Origin of the sequence: Halomonas sp. JS92-SW72 (assembly GCF_003547075.1) — a bacterium.
Lineage (GTDB): Bacteria > Pseudomonadota > Gammaproteobacteria > Pseudomonadales > Halomonadaceae > Halomonas > Halomonas alkalicola.
On record NZ_CP032147.1, the window covers coordinates 3,498,849 to 3,525,270 of the forward strand.

Annotated in this window: 25 protein-coding genes and 2 pseudogenes; 20 read left to right on the forward strand and 7 right to left on the reverse strand. The window is 66.4% G+C overall.

The window, feature by feature from the left end:
* Window positions 1–9: 9 nt before the first annotated feature.
* Window positions 10–894 carry a farnesyl diphosphate synthase gene (locus D1793_RS16515; RefSeq protein ID WP_240407699.1) on the reverse strand — a complete coding sequence of 295 codons (885 nt, stop codon included), beginning with the start codon at window positions 892–894 and terminating at the stop codon, window positions 10–12.
* A complete protein-coding gene (locus D1793_RS16520; protein ID WP_110069061.1) occupies window positions 884–1,174 on the reverse strand; it encodes an exodeoxyribonuclease VII small subunit in 291 nt (96 codons plus the stop codon). The genes D1793_RS16515 and D1793_RS16520 overlap by 11 nt, the downstream gene beginning before the upstream one ends.
* Window positions 1,175–1,404: 230 nt before the next feature.
* On the opposite strand from D1793_RS16520, the gene serA reads away from it, so the two are divergent.
* The 4 genes from serA to paaX all read left to right on the forward strand — a co-directional run bounded on the left by serA (window position 1,405) and on the right by paaX (window position 5,719).
* Window positions 1,405–2,655: a phosphoglycerate dehydrogenase gene (gene serA, locus D1793_RS16525; RefSeq protein ID WP_110069062.1), complete on the forward strand. Its 1,251-nt coding sequence runs from the start codon at window positions 1,405–1,407 to the stop codon at window positions 2,653–2,655.
* Between the two features lie 202 nt (window positions 2,656–2,857).
* Window positions 2,858–3,643, forward strand: coding sequence for an enoyl-CoA hydratase (locus D1793_RS16530; RefSeq protein ID WP_205527564.1), 786 nt, complete (start codon window positions 2,858–2,860; stop codon window positions 3,641–3,643).
* A 195-nt stretch (window positions 3,644–3,838) separates the two neighbouring features.
* Window positions 3,839–4,663 carry an IclR family transcriptional regulator C-terminal domain-containing protein gene (locus D1793_RS16535; RefSeq protein ID WP_119023111.1) on the forward strand — a complete coding sequence of 275 codons (825 nt, stop codon included), beginning with the start codon at window positions 3,839–3,841 and terminating at the stop codon, window positions 4,661–4,663.
* Between the two features lie 129 nt (window positions 4,664–4,792).
* On the forward strand, window positions 4,793–5,719 hold the full coding sequence (paaX, locus tag D1793_RS16540) for a phenylacetic acid degradation operon negative regulatory protein PaaX (protein ID WP_119023112.1): 927 nt from the start codon (window positions 4,793–4,795) through the stop codon (window positions 5,717–5,719).
* Window positions 5,720–5,820: 101 nt separating this feature from the next.
* On the opposite strand, the gene D1793_RS16545 is transcribed toward paaX, so the two are convergent.
* The 3 genes from D1793_RS16545 to paaN are packed head-to-tail and all read right to left on the reverse strand — an operon-like array spanning window position 5,821 to window position 8,905.
* The gene (locus D1793_RS16545; protein WP_119023113.1) at window positions 5,821–6,606 is read right to left on the reverse strand and encodes an enoyl-CoA hydratase-related protein; all 786 of its coding nucleotides are present in this window, start codon (window positions 6,604–6,606) and stop codon (window positions 5,821–5,823) included.
* 5 nt (window positions 6,607–6,611) lie between these two features.
* Window positions 6,612–7,217, reverse strand: coding sequence for a phenylacetic acid degradation protein PaaY (paaY, locus tag D1793_RS16550; RefSeq protein ID WP_119023114.1), 606 nt, complete (start codon window positions 7,215–7,217; stop codon window positions 6,612–6,614).
* Window positions 7,218–7,228: 11 nt separating this feature from the next.
* Window positions 7,229–8,905 (reverse strand): phenylacetic acid degradation protein PaaN, encoded by a 1,677-nt coding sequence (gene paaN / locus D1793_RS16555; RefSeq protein WP_119023115.1) that lies wholly within the window; start codon window positions 8,903–8,905, stop codon window positions 7,229–7,231.
* A gap of 400 nt (window positions 8,906–9,305) precedes the next feature.
* On the opposite strand from paaN, the gene paaF reads away from it, so the two are divergent.
* The 13 genes from paaF (at window position 9,306) to D1793_RS16620 (ending at window position 21,519) form a co-directional block, all read left to right on the forward strand.
* Entirely contained in the window at window positions 9,306–10,079 is a 774-nt protein-coding gene (gene paaF / locus D1793_RS16560) for a 2,3-dehydroadipyl-CoA hydratase PaaF (RefSeq protein ID WP_119023116.1), read from the forward strand.
* A gap of 17 nt (window positions 10,080–10,096) precedes the next feature.
* Window positions 10,097–10,888 carry a 2-(1,2-epoxy-1,2-dihydrophenyl)acetyl-CoA isomerase PaaG gene (gene paaG / locus D1793_RS16565; protein ID WP_119023117.1) on the forward strand — a complete coding sequence of 264 codons (792 nt, stop codon included), beginning with the start codon at window positions 10,097–10,099 and terminating at the stop codon, window positions 10,886–10,888.
* A gap of 1 nt (window position 10,889) precedes the next feature.
* Window positions 10,890–12,419, forward strand: coding sequence for a 3-hydroxyacyl-CoA dehydrogenase PaaH (paaH, locus tag D1793_RS16570; RefSeq protein ID WP_119023118.1), 1,530 nt, complete (start codon window positions 10,890–10,892; stop codon window positions 12,417–12,419).
* Window positions 12,412–12,879: a hydroxyphenylacetyl-CoA thioesterase PaaI gene (gene paaI / locus D1793_RS16575; protein WP_119023119.1), complete on the forward strand. Its 468-nt coding sequence runs from the start codon at window positions 12,412–12,414 to the stop codon at window positions 12,877–12,879. The genes paaH and paaI overlap by 8 nt, the downstream gene beginning before the upstream one ends.
* The gene (gene pcaF / locus D1793_RS16580; RefSeq protein ID WP_119023120.1) at window positions 12,876–14,081 is read left to right on the forward strand and encodes a 3-oxoadipyl-CoA thiolase; all 1,206 of its coding nucleotides are present in this window, start codon (window positions 12,876–12,878) and stop codon (window positions 14,079–14,081) included. Before paaI ends, pcaF begins: the two co-directional genes overlap by 4 nt.
* Before the next feature lie 40 nt (window positions 14,082–14,121).
* Complete coding sequence (paaK, locus tag D1793_RS16585) at window positions 14,122–15,435, forward strand: phenylacetate--CoA ligase PaaK (RefSeq protein WP_119023121.1); 1,314 nt, start codon at window positions 14,122–14,124, stop codon at window positions 15,433–15,435.
* Window positions 15,436–15,728: 293 nt separating this feature from the next.
* The gene (gene paaA / locus D1793_RS16590) at window positions 15,729–16,718 is read left to right on the forward strand and encodes a 1,2-phenylacetyl-CoA epoxidase subunit PaaA (RefSeq protein ID WP_119023122.1); all 990 of its coding nucleotides are present in this window, start codon (window positions 15,729–15,731) and stop codon (window positions 16,716–16,718) included.
* A gap of 86 nt (window positions 16,719–16,804) precedes the next feature.
* Window positions 16,805–17,086, forward strand: coding sequence for a 1,2-phenylacetyl-CoA epoxidase subunit PaaB (gene paaB / locus D1793_RS16595; protein ID WP_119023123.1), 282 nt, complete (start codon window positions 16,805–16,807; stop codon window positions 17,084–17,086).
* Window positions 17,087–17,096: 10 nt separating this feature from the next.
* Entirely contained in the window at window positions 17,097–17,876 is a 780-nt protein-coding gene (gene paaC, locus D1793_RS16600; RefSeq protein WP_119023124.1) for a 1,2-phenylacetyl-CoA epoxidase subunit PaaC, read from the forward strand.
* Window positions 17,860–18,453: a 1,2-phenylacetyl-CoA epoxidase subunit PaaD gene (gene paaD, locus D1793_RS16605; RefSeq protein WP_119023125.1), complete on the forward strand. Its 594-nt coding sequence runs from the start codon at window positions 17,860–17,862 to the stop codon at window positions 18,451–18,453. The genes paaC and paaD overlap by 17 nt, the downstream gene beginning before the upstream one ends.
* A 12-nt stretch (window positions 18,454–18,465) precedes the next feature.
* Window positions 18,466–19,542, forward strand: a complete 1,077-nt coding sequence (gene paaE, locus D1793_RS16610) for a 1,2-phenylacetyl-CoA epoxidase subunit PaaE (RefSeq protein WP_119023126.1) — start codon at window positions 18,466–18,468, stop codon at window positions 19,540–19,542.
* A 106-nt stretch (window positions 19,543–19,648) separates the two neighbouring features.
* Window positions 19,649–21,067, forward strand: coding sequence for a hypothetical protein (locus D1793_RS16615; protein ID WP_205527565.1), 1,419 nt, complete (start codon window positions 19,649–19,651; stop codon window positions 21,065–21,067).
* A 2-nt stretch (window positions 21,068–21,069) separates the two neighbouring features.
* Window positions 21,070–21,519 carry a universal stress protein gene (locus tag D1793_RS16620; RefSeq protein WP_119023127.1) on the forward strand — a complete coding sequence of 150 codons (450 nt, stop codon included), beginning with the start codon at window positions 21,070–21,072 and terminating at the stop codon, window positions 21,517–21,519.
* Between the two features lie 9 nt (window positions 21,520–21,528).
* On the opposite strand, the gene D1793_RS16625 is transcribed toward D1793_RS16620, so the two are convergent.
* Entirely contained in the window at window positions 21,529–21,930 is a 402-nt protein-coding gene (locus tag D1793_RS16625; protein ID WP_119023128.1) for a hypothetical protein, read from the reverse strand.
* A gap of 277 nt (window positions 21,931–22,207) precedes the next feature.
* Between D1793_RS16625 and D1793_RS16630 the strand changes: the two are divergent.
* Window positions 22,208–22,810: pseudogene (locus D1793_RS16630) on the forward strand (DDE-type integrase/transposase/recombinase); the annotation flags it as partial.
* Window positions 22,811–23,240: 430 nt separating this feature from the next.
* On the opposite strand, the pseudogene D1793_RS19880 reads toward D1793_RS16630, so the two are convergent.
* A pseudogene (locus D1793_RS19880) lies at window positions 23,241–23,507 on the reverse strand (transposase); the annotation flags it as partial.
* A 414-nt stretch (window positions 23,508–23,921) separates the two neighbouring features.
* On the opposite strand from D1793_RS19880, the gene D1793_RS16635 reads away from it, so the two are divergent.
* Both D1793_RS16635 and D1793_RS16640 read left to right on the forward strand, forming a co-directional pair.
* Complete coding sequence (locus tag D1793_RS16635) at window positions 23,922–25,292, forward strand: flippase (protein ID WP_119023129.1); 1,371 nt, start codon at window positions 23,922–23,924, stop codon at window positions 25,290–25,292.
* Window positions 25,289–26,413: a glycosyltransferase gene (locus tag D1793_RS16640; RefSeq protein ID WP_119023130.1), complete on the forward strand. Its 1,125-nt coding sequence runs from the start codon at window positions 25,289–25,291 to the stop codon at window positions 26,411–26,413. The genes D1793_RS16635 and D1793_RS16640 overlap by 4 nt, the downstream gene beginning before the upstream one ends.
* Window positions 26,414–26,422 lie beyond the last annotated feature (9 nt).

Consider the following 26,422-nt stretch of genomic DNA (forward strand, 5'->3'; position numbering starts at 1 on the left):
TCTGTCGTGTCAGTGGTCGCGCTCGATCATGTAGCGGGCCAGGGCCTTCAGGGGAATCGCGCCTTCGCCCAGCGGGGCGAGGGCCGCCACGGCCTCCTCCACCAGCTCGCCGGCGCGAGCGCGGGCGCCCTCGAGCCCCAGCAGGCTCGGGTAGGTGGGCTTGTCGCGGGCGGCATCCGCCCCGGACGCCTTGCCCAGGGTGGCGGTGTCGCCGGTCACATCGAGCACGTCGTCATGGATCTGGAAGGCCAGACCGATGGCGCGCGCGTAGTCTTCCAGGGCGGCCAGGCGCGGGTCCGTCTCGGCCACGGCGACGAGCCCGCCCAGGCGCACCGCGGCGCGAATCAGCGCGCCGGTCTTGTGACCATGCATGGTGGCCAGCGCTGCCACGTCGGGGTGGCCGCCCACGGCCGCCAGATCCAGCGCCTGGCCGGCCACCATGCCGTCGCGGCCGGCGGCCTCGGCCAGGGTGACCAGCATGGCGGCCAGCCGCGGGTGGGTGGAGCGGGCCAGCACCTCGAAGGCGAGCGCCTGCAGGGCGTCGCCGGCCAGGATCGCGGTGGCCTCGTCGTAGGCCTTGTGTACCGTGGGCTGGCCGCGGCGCAGGTCGTCGTCATCCATGGCCGGCAGATCGTCATGGACCAGGGAGTAGGCGTGGACCAGCTCGATGGCCATGGCCGGCGCATCCAGGGCGTCGTCCGCCGCGCCCAGGGCGCGACCGGCGGCATAGACCAGCACCGGGCGCAGCCGCTTGCCGCCCACCAGCACGCCGTGGCGCATGGCGGCATCCAGGCGCGGCACCGCGGCGCCCCGCTCGCCGAACAGCGCTTCCAGCCGGGCATCCACCCGGGCACGATCCGCGGCCAGGCCGGCCGCCAGGGTCTCAGCGTTCACTCTCATCCTCCGCGGGAGGGGCGAAGGGCGTCAGGGTCATGCCGCCCTCGGCGCCCTCGGTCAGGGTGCGCACCCTGAGCTCCGCCTCGTCGAGGCGGCGCTGGGCGTCGCGGGTCAGGCGAATGCCCTCCTCGAAGGCGGCCAGGGAGTCCTCCAGCGACAGCTCGCCGGACTCGAGCCGCTCCACGAGCCGCTCGAGGCGATCGACGGTGGTGGCGAAATCGGTCGCCTCCGCCCCGTCACTCTGCTGGCCATCGGGCCGCTGCCTGCGCTCCGCCATTGCTCTCCTCGCCCCGCTGCCGACTGCGTCCGGCGTCTCGAAAGGCGACAGTATACACGCTCCCCCCCGGGGGTCGTCTGCCCCGGTGCCGGGTGCCCTGACTTGCATGGCGTTCATCTTGGCAGCGCAGCATTTTCATCCTGGCTCATGCCGGGCCTGTGCTAGAATAGCGCCTCTTTTTTCCTACCTGTCACTGCATGCGGCACGCGCCGGAAGGGGTTGATTCGACCATGGCCAAGACGTCCCTGGACAAGAGCAAGATCAAGGTCCTGCTGCTCGAGGGGGTCCACCAGAGCGCGGTGGACAATCTGCACAACGCCGGGTACTCGAACATCGAGCACCTGCCCACCTCGCTGGACGAAGCGGCGCTGATCGAGAAGATCCGCGACGTGCACTTCATCGGCATTCGCTCCCGCACCCAGCTCAACGAGCGCGTCTTCGCCGCTGCCGAGAAGCTGGTGGCCGTGGGCTGCTTCTGCATCGGCACCAACCAGGTCGACCTCACCGCGGCCCTGGTGCGCGGCATCCCGGTCTTCAACGCCCCCTACTCCAACACCCGCTCGGTGGCCGAGCTGGTGCTGGCCGAGGCGATCATGCTGCTGCGCGGCATCCCCGAGAAGAACGCCCTGGCCCACCGCGGCGGCTGGCAGAAGTCGGCGAAGAACTCCCACGAGGCCCGCGGCAAGACCCTGGGGATCGTCGGCTACGGCAGCATCGGCTCCCAGCTCTCCGTACTGGCCGAGTCGCTGGGCTTCGACGTCATCTATTACGACGTGGTGACCAAGCTGGGCATGGGCAACGCCCGCCAGGTGGGCAGTCTCGACGAGCTGCTGCGTCGTGCCGATGTGGTCAGCCTGCACGTGCCCGACCTGCCCTCCACCAAGTGGATGATCGGCGCCGAGCAGATCGCCCGCATGAAAGAGGGCGCCATCCTGATCAACGCCGCCCGCGGCAGCGTGGTGGTAATCGAGGCCCTGGCCGACGCCATCAAGGCCGGTAAGCTCAACGGCGCGGCCATCGATGTCTTCCCGGTGGAGCCCAAGGGCAACGACGAGGAGTTCGAGAGCCCGCTGCGCGGCCTGGACAACGTCATCCTCACCCCGCACATCGGCGGCTCCACCCTTGAGGCCCAGGAGAACATCGGCATCGAGGTCTCCGAGAAGCTGGTCACCTACTCCGACAACGGCACCACCGTCACCTCGGTCAACTTCCCCGAGGTCGCCCTGCCGGCCCACCCAGACAAGCATCGCCTGCTGCATATCCACGACAACGTGCCGGGCGTGATGTCCGAGATCAACCGGGTGCTCTCCGAGAACGGCATCAACATCGCCGGCCAGTACCTTCAGACCAACGAGAAGGTCGGCTACGTGGTGATCGACGTCGACAAGGCCTACGGCCCCCAGGCCCTCGATGCCCTTCGCCAGGTGGAACACACCCTCAAGGTGCGCGTGCTCTACTCCGAGAGCGGCCAGCAGGCCTGACGCCTCCCGCCGCCTCCCGCAAGGCCTGCCGCCGCGTCATTCGACGCGGCGGTTTGTGTTCAGGGGCCTCGCTCCCCTTTCCATGGCCGGACTCTCCATGGTCGAACTCTCCATGGTCGAACTATCCATGGTCGAAGTGCGCGCCCACGGCCGCGCGCGCTAGGCTGGGCGTCAGACGCCGAACAACAACCGGGAGACCATGATGAGCGACTCGACTCCGCCCCTGCGGCGCCGCGATGAAGGCGGCGTGGCCACCCTGACCCTCAGCCGCCCGGAGAGCTTCAATGCCCTCTCCGAGGCGATGCTGGTCGCCCTCAAGGAGGAGCTCGGCCGCCTGGCCAACGATGGCAGCGTGCGCTGCGTAGTGATCGCCGCCGAGGGGCGTGCCTTCTGCGCCGGCCACGACCTCAAGCAGATGCGCGCCAACCCCGACAAGGCCTACTACCAGGAGCTCTTTGCCCGCTGCGGCCGGGTGATGCAGGCCATCGTCGAGCTGCCGATACCGGTGATCGCCCGAGTGCAGGGCATCGCCACCGCCGCCGGCTGCCAGCTGGTGGCCAGCTGTGACCTGGCCGTGGCCGCACGCTCGGCGCGTTTCGCCGTCTCCGGCATCAATGCCGGGCTCTTCTGCTCCACCCCGGCGGTGGCGCTGTCGCGCAACGTCAGCCGCAAGCGCGCCATGGAGCTGCTGCTCACCGGCGAGTTCATCGATGCCGAGACCGCCCGCGACTGGGGGCTGATCAACCGCGTGGCCGAGGACGACGCCCTGGACGAGGCCGTGGCCGCGCTCACTGACAGCATCTGCGCCAAGAGCGCGGTGGCGGTGCGCACCGGCAAGGGCATGTTCCAGCGCCAGCTGCAGATGCCCCTGGACGAGGCCTACGCCTTCGCCGGCGAGGTGATGGCCTGCAACATGATGGCCGAGGACGCCGGCGAGGGCATCGACGCCTTTATCGAGAAGCGCCCGCCCCAATGGCGACATCGGTAGTTCGGGGCGACATCGGTAGTTCGAGGCGACATCGATAGCTCGGGGCGCCTTCGATAGCGCCGGGTGCCGACGATCGCAAGGGTCGACGGCCTCGCGCAGAGAGGGTGTGGAAGTGATTTCCGCAGGCGCGACAGCCCGCGGCCGACAGGGTATCCTGTGGCCCATAGCGGGCAGCCGATACGAGGAGAGTCGAGGGTGAGCGAGGTCAAGCGCAGGACGGCGGGACGCCCCGCGGGATCGGGGAAGGCCAGCGGCGGCCACAGCCAGTCGCTGGTACGCGGGCTCAACCTGCTCGAGCGCCTCTCGGCGAGCCCCGGGGGGCTTGCGCTTTCGGAGCTGGCCGAACAGGCCGATCTCGCCCCCTCGACGACCCATCGCCTGCTCCAGGCGCTGCAGGGACAGGGCTTCGTCACCCAGGACAGCGAGCTCGGCGTCTGGAAGATCGACGTCAAGACCTTCCGCATCGGCAACAGCTTCCTCGAGGCCCGCGACTTCGTGGCCACCAGCCGCCCCTTCCTGCGCCGCCTCACCGCCCTGACCGGCGAGACCGCCAACCTGGGCATCCGCGACGACGGCACCGCGGTGTTCCTGGCCCAGAGCGAGTCGTCCCAGATGATGCGCATGATCACCCGGCTGGGCTCCCGGGCGCCGCTGCACGCCTCCGGCGTCGGCAAGGCGCTGATGGCCTGGCTGCCCGACGACGAGCTCGAGCGCGTCCTCGCCGAGCGGGGCCTGGCCCGGGTTACCGAGAACACCCTGCACACGCCCGAATCGCTGCGCGCGGGCCTCGCCGAGATTCGCCGCCAGGGCTTCGCCTGTGATCGCGAGGAACACGCCATCGGCCTGCACTGCGTGGCCGCCTGCATCCACGACGAGCACGGCATCCCGCTGGCCGCCATCTCGGTCTCCGGGCCCGTGGCGCGCATCCCCGAGACACGCCTGCTGGAGCTGGGCGCCCTGGTGCGCGACACCGCCGCCGAGATCACCGCCCGGCTGGGTGGACGCCTCCCCGACGCCTGAGTCAATAGCCGATACATCGCGTTCGCTTGTGGCCTCACAGGCGGTATCATGTTGCGATGATCGCTACCGTGAGGCGGGCGCACCGCCGTCCCCTCGCGACACCCAACAGGCAAGCCTCAGAGTCTCGACATGTCATCCGCCACCGAATGCGTCTCCGCCCTCATCGATGACTTCCAGCAGCGCCGACCGATCCGCGCCGGCTCGCTGATCATCACCGTCTACGGCGATGCCATCGTGCCCCGCGGCGGCACCGTCTGGCTGGGCAGCCTCTCGAAGCTGGTGGAACCCATCGGCATCAACGAGCGGCTGGTGCGCACCTCGGTCTATCGCCTGACCCGGGAGACCTGGCTGCAGGGCGAGAAGGTCGGCCGACGGAGCTACTACAGCCTGAGCGGCCCGGGCAGGCGCCGCTTCGAGCAGGCCTTCAAGCGCGTCTACCACGGCGCCCAGGCCCCCTGGTCGGGCCAGTGGACCCTGGTGCTGCTGAGCCAGCTCGACAGCGCCCGCCGCCAGAAGGTGCGCGACGAGCTGGAGTGGCTCGGCTTCGGCCACTTCGCCCCGGGGCTGCTCGCCCACCCCATGCTCGGCCGCAGCGAGGCCATGGCCGCCCTGCAGGAGCTGGGGGCCGCCGACGAGGCCATCGTGATGCAGACCGAGGCCCTGGAGCCCCTGGCCAGCAAGCCGCTGCGGCTGCAGGTGCGCGAGAGCTGGAACCTCGACGAGCTGGCCGAGCACTACCAGCGCTTCCTGACCCTCTTCCGCCCGCTCTGGAAGGCCCTCAACGAGGAGAACCACCTCGACGAGGAGGCCTGCTTCATCGCCCGCACCCTGCTGATCCACGAGTATCGACGGGTGCAGCTGCGCGACCCCCAGCTGCCCGACGAGCTGCTGCCCACCGCCTGGGAGGGGCGCAACGCCCACCAGCTGTGCCGCAATATCTATCGCATGATCTACCGGCGCGCCGAGAACTGGCTCGACCGCCACCTGGAGACCGCAGAGGGCCCGCTGCCGGCCCCTGGCCCCAGCTTCTACCGCCGCTTCGGCGGACTGGAGTAGTACCAGCGCCGCCACGCAAACGCCCCCTGCCATGGCTCATGGCAGGGGGCGTTTAGGTTGTCAGCACCGCGATGACAGCACCAACCGTTACCGATCGGCGGCTACTTGTGCCGGAACTGCGGCTTGCGCTTCTCGGCGAAGGCCGCCATGCCCTCCCGGCGATCCTCGAAGCCGAAGGTACTCTGGAAGGCGCGGCGCTCGAAGAGCAGCCCGGCCTGCAGGGTCATCTCGAAGGCCTGATCCACGGACTCGCGGATCATCTGCACCACCGGCCGGGAGTGAGAGGCAATGGTGGCCGCCAGGGCCAGGGCCTCGGCCTCCAGCTCGGCGGCCGGCACCACCCGGCACACCAGCCCGGCCCGCTCGGCCTCCTCGGCCTCCATCATGCGGCCGGTCAGGCAGAGCTCCATGGCCTTGGCCTTGCCAATGGCGCGCACCAGGCGCTGGGTGCCACCGGCGCCCGGCATGGTGCCGATCTTCACCTCGGGCTGGCCGAATTTCGCCGTGTCGCTGGCGATGATGGTGTCGCAGGCCATGGCCAGCTCGCAGCCGCCGCCCAGGGCGAAGCCGGAGACCGCGGCGATCACCGGTTTGCGACAGCGCGACAGGCGCTCCCAGGCCTGGCCGGCCGTATTGGGGAAGTCCTCGGCGAAGAGATCGGCGTGGGTGCGCTCGAGCATCTCGCCGATGTCGGCGCCGGCGGCAAACACCTTCTCGCCGCCGGTGATGACGATGGCGCCGATGGCCTCATCGGCCTCGAGGGCCTCGAGGGCCTCGGCCATCTCGGTGACCAGTCGGGCGCACAGGGCGTTGTAGGCCTGGGGGCGGTCCAGGCGAATCACGCCCACCGCCTCATGGGTCTCGACCCGGATCATCTCCTGGCTCATGACGACTACTCCTTGGCGAGGGTCTGCTGCTTGGGCTGGGTGTCGCCGGCATTGAGGCGCGGCCGGTCGGCATCCAGTTCCGCCAGCGGCTCGCAGGGCTCCAGACTGTCGCGGCAGCGCTCGGTCAGCCGCTGATACTCCCGGGTGCCCTGCTGCTTCCAGGCCACTTCCTGATCGGTGAGCTCGCGCTTCACCGCGGCCGGCGCACCCATCACCAGAGACTGGGGCGGGCAGGTGAAGCCGGTCTTGACGAAGGCCGCCGCGGCGACGATGGAGCGGGCGCCGATCACGGCGTTGTCCATCACCACGGCGTTCATGCCCACCATGGCGTCCTGGCCCACCACGCAGCCGTGCAGCACGGCGCCGTGGCCGATATGGCCATCCTTCTCCACCTTGGTGACGCAGCCAGGGAAACCATGCATCACGCAGGTGTCCTGAAGGTTGGCCCCCTCCTCCAGCACCAGCTGGCCGAAGTCGCCGCGCATCACCGCGCCGGGCCCCACGTAGCAGCCCGGGCCGACGATGACATCACCGACCAGCACCGCGGTGGGGTGCACGTAGGCGGTGGGGTGCACCACCGGGGTCACCCCCTCGAGTCGATAGCAGGGCATGACGCGCTCCTTCAGTCCGGCTTGCCGTGGCGACGGCTCTGCACCACCACGAAGCGACGGGCCACGAAGGCCTGGTCGCACAGGGAGGCGTTGGCCGCCGGGTTGCCGCCGGTGGCGTGGAAGTCGCTGTAGGCCGCGGATTGGTTGACGAAGACGCCACCGTCCAGGTTCAGCGACAGCGGGGCCGCCACTTCCATGGCCAGCTGCTCGAACTGCTCGGCCACGGCGTCATCGGTGGTGTAGGCGCCGAGGGTGATGGCACCCTTCTCGCCGATCACCTCGCGGGCCAGCTCGATGCTGTGGGCGGTGCTGTCGGTGGCGATCACGAAGCTGATCGGGCCGAAGCGCTCCTCGCTGAAGGCGTCGCGCTGGCTGGCGTCCACCTTGAGCAGCAGCGGGGTGTGGATGCGCGCCCTGGGGAACTGGGCGTGCTCGCGGGGCTCGCTGTCCAGCAGCACCTCGCCGAGACCGCGGCACTCGTCGATGCGGGCGGCGGTGGCCGGCGACTGGATCGCCCCCAGCACGGCACAGGCACGGTCGTTGTCGGAGAGGAACTTCTCGACGGCCTTGGCGAGTGCCCCGGCCACCTCGTCGAAGGAGAGCTGGCCCTCGGCGGTCTTGATGCCCCCCTTGGGCACGTAGATCGCCTGGGTGGTGGTGCACATCTGGCCGGAGTAGAGGCTCAGGGTGAAGGCCAGGTTCTGGGCCACCGGCTTGATCTGCTCGACGCTGTCGATGATCACGGTGTTGATGCCGGCCTTCTCGGTGAACACCTGGGCCTGGGTGGCGTTCTGCTCGAGCCACTCGCCGAAGGCGTTGGAGCCGGTGAAGTCGATCAGCTTCACGGCAGGATCCAGCGCCAGCTCCTTGGTCACCGGGGCCTCGGCGGTGTCGGGCATCATGCTGACCAGGCAGGGGTCGAAGCCGGCCTCCTCGAGTACCTCCTGGGCGACGCGGGCGGTCATGGCCACCGGCAGGATGGCGGCCGGGTGCGGCTTGAGGATCACCGGGTTGCCGGTGGCCAGGCTGGCGAACAGGCCCGGGTAGGTGTTCCAGGTGGGGAAGGTGGAGCAGGCCACCACCAGGGAGATACCGCGGGGCACGATGTGGTAGCGCTTGTCGAGTACCAAGGGGTCATGCTTGCCCTGGGGCTTCACCCACCTGGCGGTGGCCGGCACCCGGGACATCGCCTGCCAGGCGTAGGTCACGGCCTCGAGGCCACGGTCCTGGGCGTGGGGGCCACCGGCCTGGAAGGCCATCATCGGCGCCTGGCCGCTGGTGTGGGTCACCGCCTCGGCGATGTCGGGGCTCATGGCGTTGAGGCGCGCCAGGATCTCCAGGCAGACGCCGACCCGGGCCTCGGCGCCGGCGTCGCGCCAGGCGGGCATGGCCGCCTGCATGGCGGCGATCAGCGCGCCCTGCTCGGGCTGGTCATAGGTCACGCCCAGCTCGAAGCCGTAGGGGGAGACCTCGGCACCCACCTGGCCGGCCACCGCCGGCACCTTGAGGGCGTAGTGCTGCTTGAGCATCGCCTCGAAGCGCTGGGACGCCCCCTTCACCGCCTCTTCCGGATACTTCCGGATGTTCTCCGGATAGGGGCTCCAGAAACCGCGGGTGGTGATGGCCTCGACGGCCTGATCGAGGGTCTCGCGATGACGGTCGAGCATCTGCTGGGCTTGCTGTGACATGGGTGGCTCCTGCCATGAGCGGCTTTATTCGATACGGGATAGCACGGAAGACTATCCATAGCGTAACGAAACATCAAACCACGCCGCCGCTGCCGACCCCTTGCCGCCCGCCGCGATAGCCAGAAAACCCTTTCCATATCAGCGCTTTGAGCAAACTTTCTGCCGCCCGACCACCAACTTTCGACCATGGTCTAACCTGCCCGCCTGCGCGGGACTATCTGCAAGATAACCCTATGACAAGCCAGCATAAATTGGAACAGCTCGAGCAAACACGATACATCATTGACGAGCCTTGCAAGTTGATGCGTATCAAAAAAAACCTATACTCGGCCTCAATAGCCGCCCGTGCAGGCCACGGGCCAGCCACCCGCGCCGACGCCGCGCCAGAGACGAGGACACCATGCCGAACCACCTGATCGTCGAGGAGCCGCAGAGAGGGGTGCTGCGCATCACCCTGCACCGCCCCGAGGCGCTGAACGCCCTCAACACCGCCCTGCTGGGGGAGCTGGCCGAGACCCTGACCGCCGCCGAGCAGAACGCCGAGGTTCGCGCGGTGGTGATCACCGGCAGCCAGCGCGCCTTCGCCGCCGGCGCCGACATCAAGGAGATGGCCGAGCGCGACCTGGTGGGCATCCTCGAGGACCCCCGCCAGCGCCACTGGGCCACCATCGCCCGCTTCGGAAAGCCCATCATCGCCGCCGTCAACGGCTTCTGCCTGGGTGGCGGCTGCGAGCTCGCCATGCACGCCGACATCCTGATCGCCGGCGAGGATGCCCGCTTCGGTCAGCCCGAGATCAACCTCGGCATCATGCCCGGCGCCGGCGGTACCCAGCGCCTGGTGCGCGCCGTGGGCAAGGCGATGGCCACCCAGATGGTGCTCACCGGCGAGCCGATCTCCGCCCGCCGCGCCCTGGAGGCCGGCCTGGTCAGCGAGATCACCCAGCCCGAGCTGACCGTGGAGCGCGCCGTCGCCGTGGCCGAGACCATCGCCACCAAGGCGCCGCTGGCCGTGCGCCTGGCCCGGGAGGCGCTGCACAAGGCCGAGGACACCGACCTGGCCACCGGCCTGCGCTTCGAGCGCCACGCCTTCACGCTGCTGGCCGGCACCCGGGATCGCGAGGAGGGCATCCGCGCCTTCCAGGAAAAACGCCCCGCCACCTTCAGCGGCCACTGATACACAGGAAACCGATCATGAGTGAAGCGCCCCTGCTCTATACCGTGGAAGACGGCGTCGCCCGCCTCACGCTGAACCGCCCCGACAGCCTCAACAGCTTCAATGCCGAGCTGCACGCCGAGATGCGCCAGGCCCTCAAGGCCGTGCGCCAGGACAAGAGCGTGCGCGCCCTGCTGCTGACCGGCAACGGCCGCGGCTTCTGCGCCGGCCAGGACCTCTCCGACCGCAACGTGGCCCCCGGCGCCGAGGCGCCGGACCTCGGCGAGTCCCTGGAGAAGCGCTACAACCCCATGCTGCGCACCCTGCGCGACCTGCCCTTCCCAACCATCTGCGCGGTGAACGGCGTGGCCGCCGGCGCCGGCGCCAATATCGCCCTGGCCTGCGACATCGTGCTGGCCGCGCGCTCGGCCAGCTTCATCCAGGCCTTCTGCCGGATCGGCCTGGTGCCGGATTCCGGCGGCACCTGGAGCCTGCCGCGCCTGGTGGGCATGGCCCGCGCCAAGGGGCTGGCGATGCTGGGTGACAAGCTCAGCGCCGAGCAGGCCGAGCAGTGGGGCATGATCTGGAAGGTGGTGGATGACGAGGCCCTGCAGGACGAGGCCCTGACCCTGGCCCGCCACCTGGCCACCCAGCCGACCCGCGGCCTGGCGCTGATCAAGCGCGCCCTGCACGCCAGCGCCGACAACGACTTCGACGCCCAGCTCGACCTGGAGCGCGACCTGCAGCGCCTGGCCGGCCGCACCGATGACTACCGCGAGGGCGTGGCTGCCTTCATGGAAAAACGCAAGCCCAGCTTCAAGGGGGAGTGAGATGCCCGCCCTCGCAACCAGTGACATCATCGCCGTGATCGGCGCCGGCGCCATGGGCGCCGGCATCGCCCAGGTGGCGGCCCAGGCCGGCCACCCGGTGCGCCTCTACGACAACCGCGACGGCGCGGCCCAGGCCGGCATCGACGGCGTACGCCGCCAGCTCGAGAAACGCGTGGCCAAGGGCAAGATGGCCCAGGCGGACGTCGACGCCATCGTCAGCCGCATGACCCCGGCCGCCACCCTGGCGGAGCTGGCCGACAGCCGCCTGGTGGTGGAGGCGATCGTCGAGAACCTCGAGGTCAAGCGCAGCGTGTTCGCCGAGCTCGAGGCCATCTGCGGCCCCGACACCCTGCTTACCAGCAACACCTCGTCGCTCTCCATCACCTCCATCGCCGCCGGCCTCGAGCGCCCCGAGCGCGTCGCCGGCCTGCACTTCTTCAACCCCGCGCCGGTGATGAAGCTGGTCGAGGTGATCTCGGGCCTGGCCACCGACGCCGAAGTCGCCGAGACCCTCTACGCCACCGCCGCGGCCTGGGGCAAGGTGCCGGTCCACGCCAGCTCCACGCCGGGCTTTATCGTCAACCGCGTCGCCCGCCCCTTCTACGCCGAGGGGCTGCGCCTGATGCAGGAGGGCGCTGCCGCCCCCGCCACCCTGGACGCCCTGCTGCGCCAGGCGGGCGGCTTCCGCATGGGCCCCTTCGAGCTGATGGACCTGATCGGCCACGACGTCAACTACGCCGTGACCCGTTCGGTGTTCGACGCCTACTACGGCGACACCCGCTTCGAGCCCTCCCTGGTGCAGCTCGCGCTGGTGGAGGCCGGGCGCCTGGGCCGCAAGAGCGGCCAGGGCTTCTACGACTATCGAGAGGGTGCCACCTCCGTCGCACCCGACTTCGCCCCCGCCGCCGAGGCAGCACTGCCGCCCCTGGTGGCCGAGGGCCAGCTCGGCGCCATCGCCCCCCTGGTGACCCGGGCCGAGGCCGCCGGCCTCGAGGTGGTACGCCGGGAGAGCATCTCCGGCGAGGCGCGCCTGCGCCTGGACGGCCTGACCTTGGCCCTGAGCGACGGCCGCTGCGCCGCCGAGCGCGCCCGGGACGAGGGCCTCGAAGCCCTGGTGCTCTTCGACCTCTGCCTGGACTATGAGACCGCCAGCGCCATCGCCCTAGCGGCGAGCCCCGGCGTCTACGCCGAGGCCCGCACCCTGGCCACCGCGTTCTTTCAGCGCCTGGGCCTGGACGTTGCCTGGCTCACCGACACCCCCGGCCTTGCGGTGCTGCGCACCGTGGCCATGCTGGCCAACGAGGCCGCCGACGCCGTGCTGCAGGGCGTGTGCAGCGCACGGGATGGTGATCTCGCCATGCAGGCCGGCGTCAATTATCCCCGCGGGCCGCTGGCCTGGGCCGACGCCCTGGGCCTGGCCTTCGTGCACCGCACCCTGACCCATCTGCAGCAGAGCTACGGCGAGGAGCGCTACCGCGCCTCCTTCCTGCTGCGCCGCAAGGCCCTGGCCGAGGAGACCTTCCATGTCTGATCGCGAGCTGAGCCCGCAGCAGCTGGCCGAGGCCTGCGCCGAGTCCATGTTCGCCCGGGACAACGCCAGCCAGAACCTCGGCATGCGCATCGAGAGCGTGGCGCCGGGTCGTGCCGTGCTTACCATGACCGTGCGCGAGGACATGGTGCAGGGCCACGGCAACTGCCACGGCGGCTTCATCTTCGCCCTGGCGGATTCCGCCTTCGCCTTCGCCTGCAACACCTACGACGAGGCCACCGTGGGGGCAGGCTGCAGCATCGACTACCTGGGCCCGGGGCAGCTGGGCGACGTGCTCACCGCCACCGCCGAGGAGCGCAGCCGCCGGGGTCGCACCGGCATCTATGACATCACCGTGCGCAACCAGCACGGCGACGAGGTCGCCCTGTTCCGTGGGCGCTCCTACAAGATCCGCGGCACCGTTCGCCGCCTGGAAGAGACCGCCGCAGAGAGCCAAGCATGAAAGACGCCCTGATCATCGACGCCATCCGCACCCCCATCGGCCGCTACGGCGGCGCCCTCTCCCCGGTGCGTCCCGACGACCTGGGCGCCGTGCCCCTGCGCGCCCTGATGGAACGCAACCCCTCGGTGGACTGGACCCGCATCGACGACATCTTCTACGGCTGCGCCAACCAGGCCGGCGAGGACAACCGCAACGTGGCGCGCATGTCGGCGCTGCTGGCCGGCCTGCCCGTGGAGGTGCCCGGCACCACCCTGAACCGCCTGTGCGGCTCCGGCATGGACGCCATCGGCAACGCCGCCCGCGCCATCAAGGCGGGCGAGGCCGGGCTGATGATCGCCGGCGGCGTCGAGTCCATGTCCCGGGCACCCTTCGTGATGGGCAAGGCCGAGCAGGCCTTCTCGCGCAGCGCCGAGATCTTCGACACCACCATCGGCTGGCGCTTCATCAACCGCCAGATGAAGGCGCAGTTCGGCGTCGACTCCATGCCGGAGACCGCCGAGAACGTGGCCGAGCAGTTCAATATCTCCCGCGAGGACCAGGACGCCTTCGCCCTGCGCAGCCAGCAGCGCACCGCCGCCGCCATGGAGGCGGGCCGCCTGGCCGAGGAGATCGTCCCGGTCGAGGTGCCGCGCCGCAAGCAGGCGCCGCTGGTCGTGGATACCGACGAGCACCCCCGCGCCTCCACCACCCTGGAGCAGCTGGCAGGCCTGCCCACCCCCTTCCGCGAGGGCGGCAGAGTGACCGCCGGCAACGCCTCCGGGGTCAACGACGGCGCCTGCGCCCTGCTGCTCGCCTCGCCGGAGGCGGCCGAGCGCTACGGCCTCAAGGCCCGCGCCCGGGTGATCGGCATGGCCACCGCCGGCGTCGAGCCGCGCATCATGGGCTTCGGCCCGGCCCCCGCCAGCCGCAAGGTGCTCGAACAGACCGGCCTGACCCTCGACCAGATGGACGTGATCGAGCTCAACGAGGCCTTCGCCGCCCAGGCGCTGGCCGTGACCCGCGACCTGGGCCTTGCCGACGACGCCGAGCACGTCAACCCCAACGGCGGTGCCATCGCACTCGGCCACCCGCTCGGCATGAGCGGCGCCCGCCTGGTGACCACCGCCCTGCATGAACTGGAACGCCGGCAGGGACGCTATGCGCTGTGCACCATGTGCATCGGCGTGGGTCAGGGCATCGCCCTGATCATCGAGCGCCTCTGAGACAGCGCACAACGACATTCCCCTGCGACCGGAGATTCCGATGAACCAGATCGTCAAGCGTATCGACACCGCCAGCCTCGACCACCTGGAGACCGCCAGCATCGACGAGCTGCGCGCCACCCAGACCAAGCGCCTGCAGTGGAGCCTCAAGCACGCCTACGACAACGTGCCCTTCTACCGCGACTCCTTCGACCGCGCCGGCGTCCACCCCGGCGACATCAAGAGCCTCGAGGACCTGGGCAAGCTGCCCTTCACTACCAAGGCGGACCTGCGCGACAACTACCCCTTCGGCATGTTCGCCACGCCGATGAGCGAGATCGTCCGGGTCCACGCCTCCAGCGGCACCACCGGCCAGCCCACCGTGGTGGGCTACACCCAGCGTGACATCGACACCTGGGCCGACGTGGTGGCCCGCTCCATCCGCGCCGCCGGCGGCACCCGCAACGACAAGGTCCACGTGGCCTACGGCTACGGCCTCTTCACCGGCGGGCTGGGCGCCCACTACGGCGCCGAGCGCCTGGGCTGCGCGGTGATCCCGATGTCCGGCGGCCAGACCGAGAAGCAGGTCCAGCTGATCCGCGATTTCCAGCCGGACATCATCATGGTCACCCCCTCCTACATGCTCAACATCGCCGACGAGATGGAGCGCCAGGGGATCGACCCGCATCAGCTGCCGCTGCGCGCCGGCATCTTCGGCGCCGAGCCCTGGACCAACGACATGCGCACCGCGCTGGAGAAGCGCCTGGGCATCGACGCCCTGGACATCTACGGCCTCTCCGAGGTGATGGGCCCGGGCGTGGGCATGGAGTGCCTGGAGACCAAGGACGGTCCGACCATCTGGGAGGACCACTTCTACCCCGAGATCATCGACCCGGTCACCGGCGAGGTGCTCCCGGACGGCGAGTATGGCGAGCTGGTCTTCACCACCCTCACCAAGGAAGCCCTGCCGGTGATCCGCTACCGCACCCGCGACCTCACCCGCCTGCTGCCGGGCACCGCGCGCCCGATGCGCCGCATCGACAAGATCACCGGCCGCAGCGACGACATGCTGATCATCCGCGGCGTCAATGTCTTCCCGACCCAGATCGAGGAGCAGCTGCTCAAGATCGAGCAGCTCTCGCCCCACTACGAGATCGAGGTCACCCGCCAGGGCAACATGGACATGGTGCGCGTGCGCGTCGAGGCGTGCAGCAACGACGTCGCCCGCGACCCGTCGGCCTGCGAGCAGCTGGCCAAGCGCCTGCAGCACGCCATCAAGACCTACGTCGGCATCAGCACCCAGGTCGACGTCTGCGGCGTGGAAGAGGTCATGCGCTCCGTGGGCAAGGCCAAGCGCGTCAAGGACCTGCGCTGAGACCGCCCACCCCATCCTGACACCCCTTCATGTGGTCGCTCTCGGCCGCTTTCACGCCCCCGCAAGGGGGCTTTTTTGTGTCGCCTTGTCACCGCGCCACCCGCACGCCCCTTCCCCCCGCGATGCGGGGGCTACGCGGCGCCTATCGGCGAGACGCGGAAGAACCGACGCCTTAGCCTATGGTCTAAAGCGACACACAAGACTGACCCTTGCCAAAAAATCGTGTGTCACTATACTGCAAGACAAGACGACAATGAGCGTTTCCCCCTGATTGCGACGACGCGGAGGTCACCATGTACGCGCAGCTAGTCGAGACCGGCACCAAGAAGCTCAAGACCCTCGAGGAGATGGGCCCCGAGGAGCGCGCCTTCCAGGAGCGCATCGATGCCGAGATCAAGATCGAGCCCAAGAACTGGATGCCGGAGGCGTATCGCAAGACGCTGATCCGCCAGATCTCCCAGCACGCCCACTCCGAGGTGGTCGGCATGCTGCCCGAGGGCAACTGGCTGACCCGCGCCCCGTCGCTGAAGCGCAAGCTGCAGCTGATGGCCAAGATCCAGGACGAGGCGGGCCACGGCCTCTACCTCTACAGCGCCATGGAGACCCTGGGCGCCGATCGCGACGAGGAGATCCAGAAGCTCCACGACGGCCGCGCGAAGTACTCCAGCATCTTCAACTACCCGACGCTGAACTGGGCCGACATCGGCACCATCGGCTGGCTGGTGGATGGCGCCGCCATCGTCAACCAGGTGCCGCTGCAGCGCACCTCCTACGGCCCCTACTCCCGCGCCATGATCCGGGTGTGCAAGGAGGAGAGCTTCCACCAGCGCCAGGGCTACCAGATCCTGCTGACGCTGATGCGCGAGGGCACCGAGGAGCAGAAGGCGATGGTGCAGGACTCCATCAACCGTTTCTGGTGGCCGGCGCTGATGATGTTCGGCCCCTCCGACGACAACTCGCCCAACAGCGCCCAGTCCATGGCCTGGAAGATCAAGCGCCACAGCAACGACGAGCTGCGCCAGCGCTTCCTCGACCAGACCGTGCCCCAGCTCGAGCTGCTCGGCTGCACCGCGCCGGACCCGGACCTCAAGTGGAACGAGGCGACCGGCCACTACGAGTTCGGCGAGATCGACTGGCAGGAGTTCTTCGACGTCATCCAGGGCAACGGCCCCTGCAACCGTGAGCGCATCGAGGCCCGTCGCCGCGCCATCGACGAGGGCGCCTGGGTCCGCGAGGCCGCCGTGGCCCACGCCGAGAAGCAGCGCCAGCGCCGCGCCGCCTGAGACGCCGACAGGATCCTGTCGACACCAGACAACCACGGACGCCGCCGGGCGGCGTCCGCCCCCGACACCGAACGAGGTATTCCCCCATGGCAGACTGGCCCCTCTACGAAGTCTTCGTGCGCAGCAAGCACGGCCTGAACCACAAGCATGTCGGCAGCGTGCATGCCGCCGATCGCCAGATGGCCCTCGAGAACGCCCGCGAGCTCTACACCCGCCGCAACGAGGGCGTGAGCATCTGGGTCGTGCTGGCCAGCGACATCACCGCCTCCGCCCCCGACGAGAAGGAAGCGCTGTTCGACCCGTCCAACGACAAGGTCTACCGCCACGCCTCCTTCTACGACCTGCCGAAAGAAGTCGGCCACATGTAAGGGGGCTCCCATGCAGAACGTGTCACGCAAGACCCAGACCCCGCTGATCGAGTACCTGCTGCGCCTCGGCGACAGCACCCTGGTGCTGGGTCAGCGCCACGCCGAGCTCTGCGGCAAGGCGCCGGCCCTGGAAGAGGAGATGGCGCTGATGAACGTCGGCCTCGACCTCTTCGGCCAGGCCCGCAACTGGCTCACCTATGCGGCGGAGCTGGAAGGGGACGGCCGCGATGCCGACGCCCTGGCTTTCCGTCGCGACGCCCAGGACTTCCGCAATCTGCTGCTCGTGGAACAGCCCAACGGCGACTTCGCCGAGACCATGGCGCGCCAGTTCCTGTTCGACGCCTGGCACGTGCCGCTGCTCGAGGGGCTGGCCGAGGCCAGCGACCCGCGCATCGCCGAGGTGGCCGCCAAGTCCCTGAAGGAGGCGACCTATCACCTGCGCCGCTCCTCCGAGTGGGTGGTGCGCCTGGGCGACGGCACCGAGGAGAGCCACGCCCGCATGCAGCGCGCCATCGACACCCTGTGGCGCTTCACCGGCGAGCTTGTGCAGTTCGACGAGGTCGACCAGGCCATGGCAGAGGCCGGCATCGCCCCGGACGCCGAGACCCTGGTGGCCCGCTGGAACGCCACCGTGGAGAAGGTGCTGGAAGCGGCGACCCTGACCCGCCCGCCTGCGGATGCCTGGATGTATACCGGCGGCAAGGCCGGCCACCACACCGAGCATCTGGGCTTCCTGCTGGCGGAGATGCAGTACCTGCCGAGGGCCTACCCCGATGCGACCGTCTGGTAACGCCCCCATCGATCGGCGGCACGAGGGCCAGGACGACTGGCCCTCCACCGACCTGATCGGCAGCGACCGCCGCGGCCTGCCTCCGGCCGGGCCCGAGGGCGACGTCGACGCCGTGCTGGCGGTACTCCACGAGGTGCCGGATCCCGAGGTGCCCGCCGTCGACGTGGTGGAGCTCGGTATCGTGCGCGGCATCGACTGGGTCGAGGGCCGCCTGCGGGTCCAGGTCACGCCGACCTACTCCGGCTGCCCCGCCACCGAGGCGATCGAGCAGCAGATCGAGGAGGCGCTGACCGCCGCCGGCTACGTCGCCCCGCAGATCGAACGCCGCCTCTCGCCGGCCTGGACCACCGACTGGATCACCGAGGAGGGCCGCGAGAAGCTGCGCGCCTTCGGCATCGCGCCCCCCGTAGGCAGTGCCAGCAAGCGCAGCCTGCTGGGCGAGGACCCGGCGGTGCCCTGCCCGCTGTGCGGCAGCGAGCATACCGAGCGGGTCAGCGAGTTCGGCTCCACTGCCTGCAAGGCGCTCTACCGCTGCCGGGACTGCCTGGAACCCTTCGACTACTTCAAGTGCCTTTGACGAGATCACCCCATGAGCCGATTCCACGCCCTGACCGTTCGCGACGTCCGCAAGGAGACCAGCGAGTCCGTCTCCATCGCCTTCGAGGTCCCCGAATCCCTGCATGACGCCTTCCAGTACACCCAGGGCCAGTACCTGACCCTGCGCCGCGAGATCGCCGGGGAGGAGGTGCGTCGCTCGTACTCCATCTGCACCGGCGTGCACGAGGGCGAGATCCGCGTGGCGGTGAAGCTGGTGCCGGGCGGCGCCTTCTCCTCCTTCGCCAACCAGGAGCTGAAGGTGGGCGACACCCTCGAGGTGATGCCGCCCCAGGGCAAGTTCTTCGTGCCCCTGGACCCGAGCCGCAAGGGCCACTACCTGGCCGTGGCCGCCGGCAGCGGCATCACGCCGATCCTGTCGATCATCAGCACCACCCTGGAGACCGAGCCCGAGAGCCGCTTCACCCTGGTCTACGGCAACTTCTCCACCTCCACCACCATGTTCCGCGAGAAGCTGCAGGACCTGAAGAACCGCCACATGGAGCGGCTCAACCTGATCCACATCTTCAACCGCGAGGAGCAGGACATCGAGCTCTACAACGGCATCATCGATGCCGAGAAGTGCCGCACCCTGTTCGACCGCTGGCTGGACGTGCCGAGCCTCGAGGCGGCCTTCCTGTGCGGCCCCCAGGCGATGTCCGAGACGGTGCGCGACACCCTCAAGGAGTTCGGCATGGCGCCGGAGCGCATCCAGCTCGAGCTGTTCGGCACCCGCCCCACCGCCAGCGCACGGCGCCCCGAGGCCGGCGGCGTCGGCCAGGTGGCCCCGGAGAGCTCCCATATCAAGGTGATCATCGACGGCCGCACCCTGGAGTTCGAGCTGCCGAAGAACACCCAGAGCATCCTCGACGCCGGCAACGCCCACGGCGCCGACCTGCCCTACTCCTGCAAGGCGGGGGTCTGCTCCACCTGCCTGGCCAAGGTGGAGGAGGGCGAGGTGGAGATGGACGCCAACTTCGCCCTCGAGGACTACGAGATCGAGGCGGGCATGGTGCTCAGCTGCCAGTGCTTCCCGATCAGCAAGAACGTGACGCTCAACTTCGACCACTGAGCCATCGCGACACGACAGGACGGCGGCCCCAGGCCCCGTCCTGTTTTCGTGTTGGCCGCCTTCCAGCACGACTCCCTTCCCTGACCGACGACGAACGTGAGTTTCCATGACGATCAAGCGTGACCACGGCGCCGTGCAGCCCGGCATCCACTGGGGCCCCTTCACCCTGCGGATTCCCGGCGTGCACGTCGGCCTGACCCCCAGCGTCCACTTCCAGGGCGGCCTGCTGCTGCTCGCCACCGGCGGCGCCACCGCCCCGCTGCTGATGCAGTACTTCGGCGTCTCCTTCGAGATCGCCTGGACGGTGATGCTGGTGATGTTCTTCTGGGTCTTCGCCCAGACCTTCCTGTTCGGCGACGTCTACTCGGCGGGCGGCATCGCCGCCGGCCTGCCGCTGACCCTGGTGTTCCTCAACGGCTTCGACCCTGGGCCGGAGGCGATCCGCGCCATGATCGCGGTGACCCTGGTGGTCTCCTTCCTGTTTCTCTTCTTCGGCCTGACCCGGCTGGGGGAGCGCTTCAACAACCTGGTCCCCGCCACCATCAAGGCGGGGATCATCATGGGCGCGGCGGTGGCGGCCTTCCAGTCGGAGTTCGACCGTCTGCCCAGCATGCCCTTCACCCTGGTCACCGCCTGGGTGGTGGTGCTGGGGCTGATGTTCTCCGCGCCCTTCGCGCGCCTGCCCAACAGCCGGCTCAAGGCCCTGGTGGCGGCCAACGCCATGCTGGTGGCCTTCGCCGCGGCCGGGGTGGTGGGGCTGATCGCCGGCGAGCTCCGCTTCGATATCCAGTGGGGGATCTTCGTGCCGCCGTTGGGCGAGACGCTCGATACCCTGGCCCCCTGGTCCGTCGGGCTGCCCTCCTGGAGCGTGATCCTCTCGGCGGTGCCCATCGGGGTGATGATCTACGTCCTGGCCTTCGGCGACCTGCTGGTGGCCGACACCCTGCTCAAGGAGGCCGACCGCGCCCGACCGGACGAGAAGCTCGACATCGACGCCACCCGCAGCCACTACGTGCTGGCGATCCGCAACCTGGCCCAGCTGGTCACCGCCGGCCCCCTGGTGATGCTCCACGGCCCGATCTGGACCGGCGTGCAGGTGTTTCTGATCGAGCGCTACAAGAAGGGGCGCAACGTGATGGATTCGCTCTTCACCGGCACCACCAACTTCTACCTGATGGCGATCCCCATCGGGCTCCTGATGCCGGTGCTCGGCATCATCATGCCGATGCTGCCGGTGGCGCTCTCGGTGACCATCATCCTCACCGGCTTCGCCTGCGCCTACGTGGCGATGTCCATGGTGAGCAGCAACATCTCCCGGGGGCTGGTGCTGGCCATCGGCGTGCTCACCGCGGTGATGGGCCCCGCCTGGGGCATCGGCTCCGGTGTGGTGCTCTACTTCCTGCTGCTGGGCCGCGAGGAGGGCCAGCCGGCCGGCGAGCCCCACGAGGAGGACATCACCGACGAACTCGCCACCCGTGACGCCGAGGCATCCGCCTCCTCTTCCCCCAGCCTGCAGCGGAGCTGACCATGAGATTCGAACGTATCGTCGCCGCCCTGGACGGCTCCTCCCACGGCCAGCGGGTGCTGGATGCCGCCATCACCCAGGCGCGCCAGGCCGGCGGCAGCCTGAGCCTGGTGCACGCCCTGCCCGACGACGGCCAGGCACCGCTGATGTTCGCCGACATGGCCGGCAGTGCCAGCCAGGCGCGCCGCGAGCAGCGCGAGCAGGCCCGCGAGCGGGGCAAGGCGCTGCTCGCCCACGCCCGGGAGCTGGTGATGCGCGAGGGGCTCGAGTGCCGCACCCTGCTGCTGGAAGGCGACCCCGCCCGGGCCATCTGCCGCCACGCCGAGGAGCACCACCAGGACCTCATCGTGATCGGCAGCCGCGGGCTCGGCACCGTCCGGGAGCTGATGCTCGGCAGCGTCAGCCACAAGGTGGCACAGCTGGCCGCGGTGCCGGTGCTGATCATCAAGTAGCCGCCCGGGCTAGGCGACCCCCTCGGCCTCCTCGACGCCGCGGCCCATGAAGGTCTCGGCGTTGGGGCAGAAGCCGCGGCACGCCTCGGCCTCGGCGAAGGCACGCATCGCCTGCCAGCAGCGCCCCACCTCGCTGCAGCGATTGCAGGTCTCCTCCAGCCCGGCCAGCTCCTCCTCGGCGATAGCCGCCGGGTCCACCGCGAAGGTGGTCATCATCGCCGGCATCAGCACCTCAGAGGCGGCGAAGTCGGGCACCCGACGGTCATCCAGGCTGCGCGCCATGGCCTTCTCCAGCGGCGGGCTGAGCGGCTGCTCCAGGTCGCGGGCCAGCGCCTCGAGGGCCTCGGGGGCGTGGCGGCGCAGCTCGCGAACGACCCGCTCGCCCTGAATATAATCTGACAGCCTTTCCATAACGCTCTCCTTACTCTGGTATCACCTCATGGCATGATGTCAGCGTAGTGGAAAGCAAAAGCCCCCGGTTTGACCTCAGTCAAACCGGGGGCTTTTTTGATACATCTTAAAGACAAACAGCCCTATAAATGGTGTCGCTTAAGGCGCCGCACGCTGCCGAGGGCCGCCGCCACGGGTGGCCATCAATAGAGTAGCTGGGGCAGGAACAGCACGATCGCCGGGAACACCAGCACCAGCAGCGTTGGCGGAACTGGCGCGGCAGGATGCCGGTGGCGACGAGAAGCCCCGGCACAAGCCCTTCAAGGACTATGAGCCGGGCTACGTGCATATCGACATCAAGCACCTGCCTCAGATGCCCGACGAGGAGCAGAAGCGCTACCTGTACGTTGCCATCGACCGTGCGACACGCTGGGTCTACCTGGAGGTCCGACGCAGCCAGTCCGCGAAGGATGCTCGGGCGTTTATGAAGCAGGTCGAGAAGAAGGCGCCCTTCAAGATCCAGACGGTGTTGACCGACAACGGCAAGTCGTTCACTGATCGCTTCACGCGGGCAGGTGAGCGCAAGCCCAGCGGGCGCCATCCCTTCGATCAGGAGTGCCTGGCCCACGGCATCGAGCACCGCCTGATCAAGCCGGGAAGGCCGCAAACGAATGGCATGGTGGAGCGCTTCAACGGCCGTATCAGCGACGTGCTGGCGACCCGGCGCTACACCTCAGGTGAAGACCTGGAGCAGACGCTCAAGCGTTACAGCTGGCTGTACAATCACCATATCCCGCAGAAAGCGCTGCACCACCAATCGCCGATCACGGCGATGAAGGAATGGCAGGCCAAGCGACCTGAGTTATTTACCAAACGGGTGGTCAATCACCCGGGACCCGACACTCCACTGGTCCCTGGACGTGGCGCTCCGCGAGGACGCCTGCAAAATTCACCGAGGACAGGCGGCGGAAAACCTCGCCAGGATGCGTCACATCGCCTTGAATTATCTGAAAGGGGAGACTCGTTTCAAAGCCGGCATCCGGCGAAAGCAGAAGAAAGCCGCGCTGGATCCCGCTCAGCCAGGGTCAAGTGCCGACTGGATCGTGAACGAGGGTGCGGTGCGATACCACCGCTGGTGGACAGAACACGATGCACCGATCCTGGATTCTGACAAAGCAGCCGGCTGATCTCGCTTAATGATTGACCGGCTTGCCACTGCTCCCAGAGTAGCTGCTTCTGGTTTGCGGAGAGTCCACCGGGCCGTCCTCGTCTTGCCATATCGTTCTCTGTAGGGTGGCTGTGTTGCGATGACCAGTTGAGCGTACCGCGGCCTTTTTTGTTATGGCCAGTTCCTCTGACATTTCAGCGAGTTGCCGCTTCAGCCGGGCGTTTTCATCAGCCAGTGATTGCTCGCGCTCGGAGGTGTTCTTCTTCTGTTGGGCCTTGGCGCGCCACTGATAGAGTTAGCTGGGCTGCAGGCCCAGCTCACGGGCGGCAGCGGCAGTGCCCACTCGGTCAGCGAGGGCAAGAGCTTCCTCGCGGTAGGCGTCGGAGTAACGGGCACGGGTCTTCTTCATCGGGGTAGCTTGCTTGGCCATGGGTCACCTCGTTGAGTGTACTACCTTCACGGGGTGTCCACTGTTGCTGGGCAAGATCACTTGGTTGTGATCAATCAGCAATATACGCCACCCTTCCTACCTCCTCCCGTACACTAGAACTCACCATAGCTAGGTGTAGGATTTTTCATGCATTTTCCCTAGCTTAGAACTTAGATGCCGCATACTCAACGCACTGTGATGTATGGGTTTCGGTAGATGTTATCATGTGAAACCTGCATATGCCGGTCTCCCGGGAAGCATAGTTTCAGCTAGCCCGAGATCTGCGCAGGGGGGCGCTTCATTAGTTCATTGTGGACGATGAGCCTAGAAATGTAACGACGCTGGCCTTCTTGGCTCTACCGTGCGGCCCAAAGTGCTTCGGTTTGACTATGACTCCGGGAGTGGGCATAAAAAATGCGAGAAGAGGCAAGCTTTAGCAGGGGTAAGGTTTCCAAACTCACCTTCTCTGGTGATGGACTGCGGAAAAAGCTGGTGTGTGGAAGTCTAGCTAGTCTCGGTGTAAAAGCAAGCTACCTTGCTCTCCAATTCATGGTTGGCGTTGCGTTGGCGCGCGCCCTAGGGCCAGAGGCACTGGGCATTTATGCCTTTACCATGGCGTTAGTGCAGCTTCTCGCCATTATTGCTCAATTTGGTTTCCCGGCATCACTGGTAAGGTTCGTCTCTGTGGCTGAGGCGAACGGAAATTATAGCGAAACACGAGGGCTCCTGTCCGGGGCCGCACAGATTGTAGTGAGTGTTTCTTTTGTTATTGCCACTGGTGCTTGTCTCTTACTCTGGCTGCGTGGTGCCGGTTTGGCCCAAGCACCTAGTTCGGCTCTTACAGTTGGGCTGATAATTTTTCCGCTTTTGGCGTTTTCCGCCACCTTGGGCGGGGCTACAAGAGGGTTAGGACATGTAGTACTCGGGCAGTTACCAGGTCAGGTCGTCAGGCCCTTTGTCTTTCTCGCTGTACTAGTCATAATCTCAATCGGCGGAATTTCACTTACGCCAGAAAGTGCACTGGCTACGCACGCTGTATCAGCGGCTGTAGCCGTCGCGGCTGGAGTCGCTTTACTGTTGCATAAGCTGCCTCACAAGGTGAGGGTGTCCATTCCAGACATGCAGCGTCTAAAGCTGGCTCGGCTCAGCTTACCTTTCCTGCTTCTTGCTGGCGTGCAGGTGCTCAACTACCAAACTGACATCCTGATGCTTGGCTTGCTGACGACGCAAGAGTCAGTTGGAAGGTATCGTGTCGCATTGCAAATCGTTGAGGGGTTGGGTGTCACGATGTTTGCGATTTCGATGGCGATTGGTCCCCAAATAGCGCGCTTACATGCTCAGCAGGATTGGCAGCGCCTACGGAAAATGTTGGTTTTAAGCCACCAAGTAGCAACAGTGGTCATGCTGCCGCTATCACTGGTTGTTATTATATTTGCTGCCCCATTATTGAATTATGCTTTTGGACCGGATTTTGCGCCAGCGGCACAAGCACTGTCTATACTAGCTTTGGGGAAGGTTGCCTATGCGTCAGTCGGTTTCTCGGGGCTTGCGCTCAGCATGCTGGGGAGACCAGGTGTTGCTGCAGCTGTAACAGCTGCAACTTTCATGATGAATATATCACTTAACATTCTACTGATCCCTGCTTTCGGTATGGAAGGTGCTGCAGTGGCTACTGGTGCCAGTCTATTCACTGTTAATGCTTTGGGGCTGGCCTGGGCCCGTCATTTAACTGGGTATAATTTTTCCGCATTTTCTTTTTGGAATTTTAGGTCGAGAGTGGAATGACTAAGAGTCTGGTGATCCTCTACGGTGATGTTGATTTTGACGGCCGTGCCAAACGAATGATAGAAGTGGCAAAACAATTTGGTGAGGTATCGATAATCGATGCATCGACAAGAATAAATAGTGAAACCCGTGCTTCGCATAGTCGTGTTTTATTGAGAGAGAATTGGGGCGTGGTACGTCGTCACATTGTGTTTTGGTGGAGAGTTGTAAGAGAGGCTTGGAAGATAAAGCCAAATCTAATTTTCGCGGAAAATTATTACACTACATTTCCAGGCTGGATGGCTTCGCGTTTTTTTGATGCTAAGTTTGTTTATGATGCGTATGAACTAATTGTTCCAGAGAAAGGTAAGTCGACGTCACACCGTGCCAGATTTTGGTATGTCTTAGAAAAATTTGTAGTGCCAAAAGCTGATTTAGTTATTTCAGCCAACCCGGAGCGGGCTGAAATTATGGGGCGGCATTACAGCATCAAAAACTTTTCGACATATATGCGGAACATTCCAGAAAGACGGGAAATCAAAGAAGAAGAAAAAATTAACGTACTTGAAAGTTATCCAGCCTTAGTAAGAAAAAATGACGACGAATGCATTCTTATTTACCAAGGCGATGTATCTTTTCGGCGTGGCCTCATGCGTTTTGTTAAGGTAATTAAGTTCTTGCCCAATAATTACCGAATCATAATTGTTGGAGATGGTCCTGATCTTGGGCGTCTAAAAGAAACAATCAAGAAGCATAATATTGAAAACCGAGTATCGACCCTGGGCCGAGTAGAAAACAATTATCTGCCGGCAATTACGTCACATGCTGATATAGGTATTGTGACCTATCCTTATGAAGGTCTTAATAACATTTATTGTGCGCCAAATAAGCTATTTGAATACTCTCAAGCTGGCATTTGTATCATATCTACAGATCAACCACCCATAAAAAAACTCCTAGAAGGGGAGGAATTTTCAGTTTTGATTCAAGAGGAGGAGAGCTTAGAATCAGTTGCACACAAAATAATCAAGCTTAGTTCGGCTTCAAGAAACAAAGAAGTGAATTATAAAAGTCTCGACAGCACTTGGCTAGACGAATTTAATAGAGTTTCGTTATATATAAAAAAGATGATGATGGTGTGAGGCAGGGGT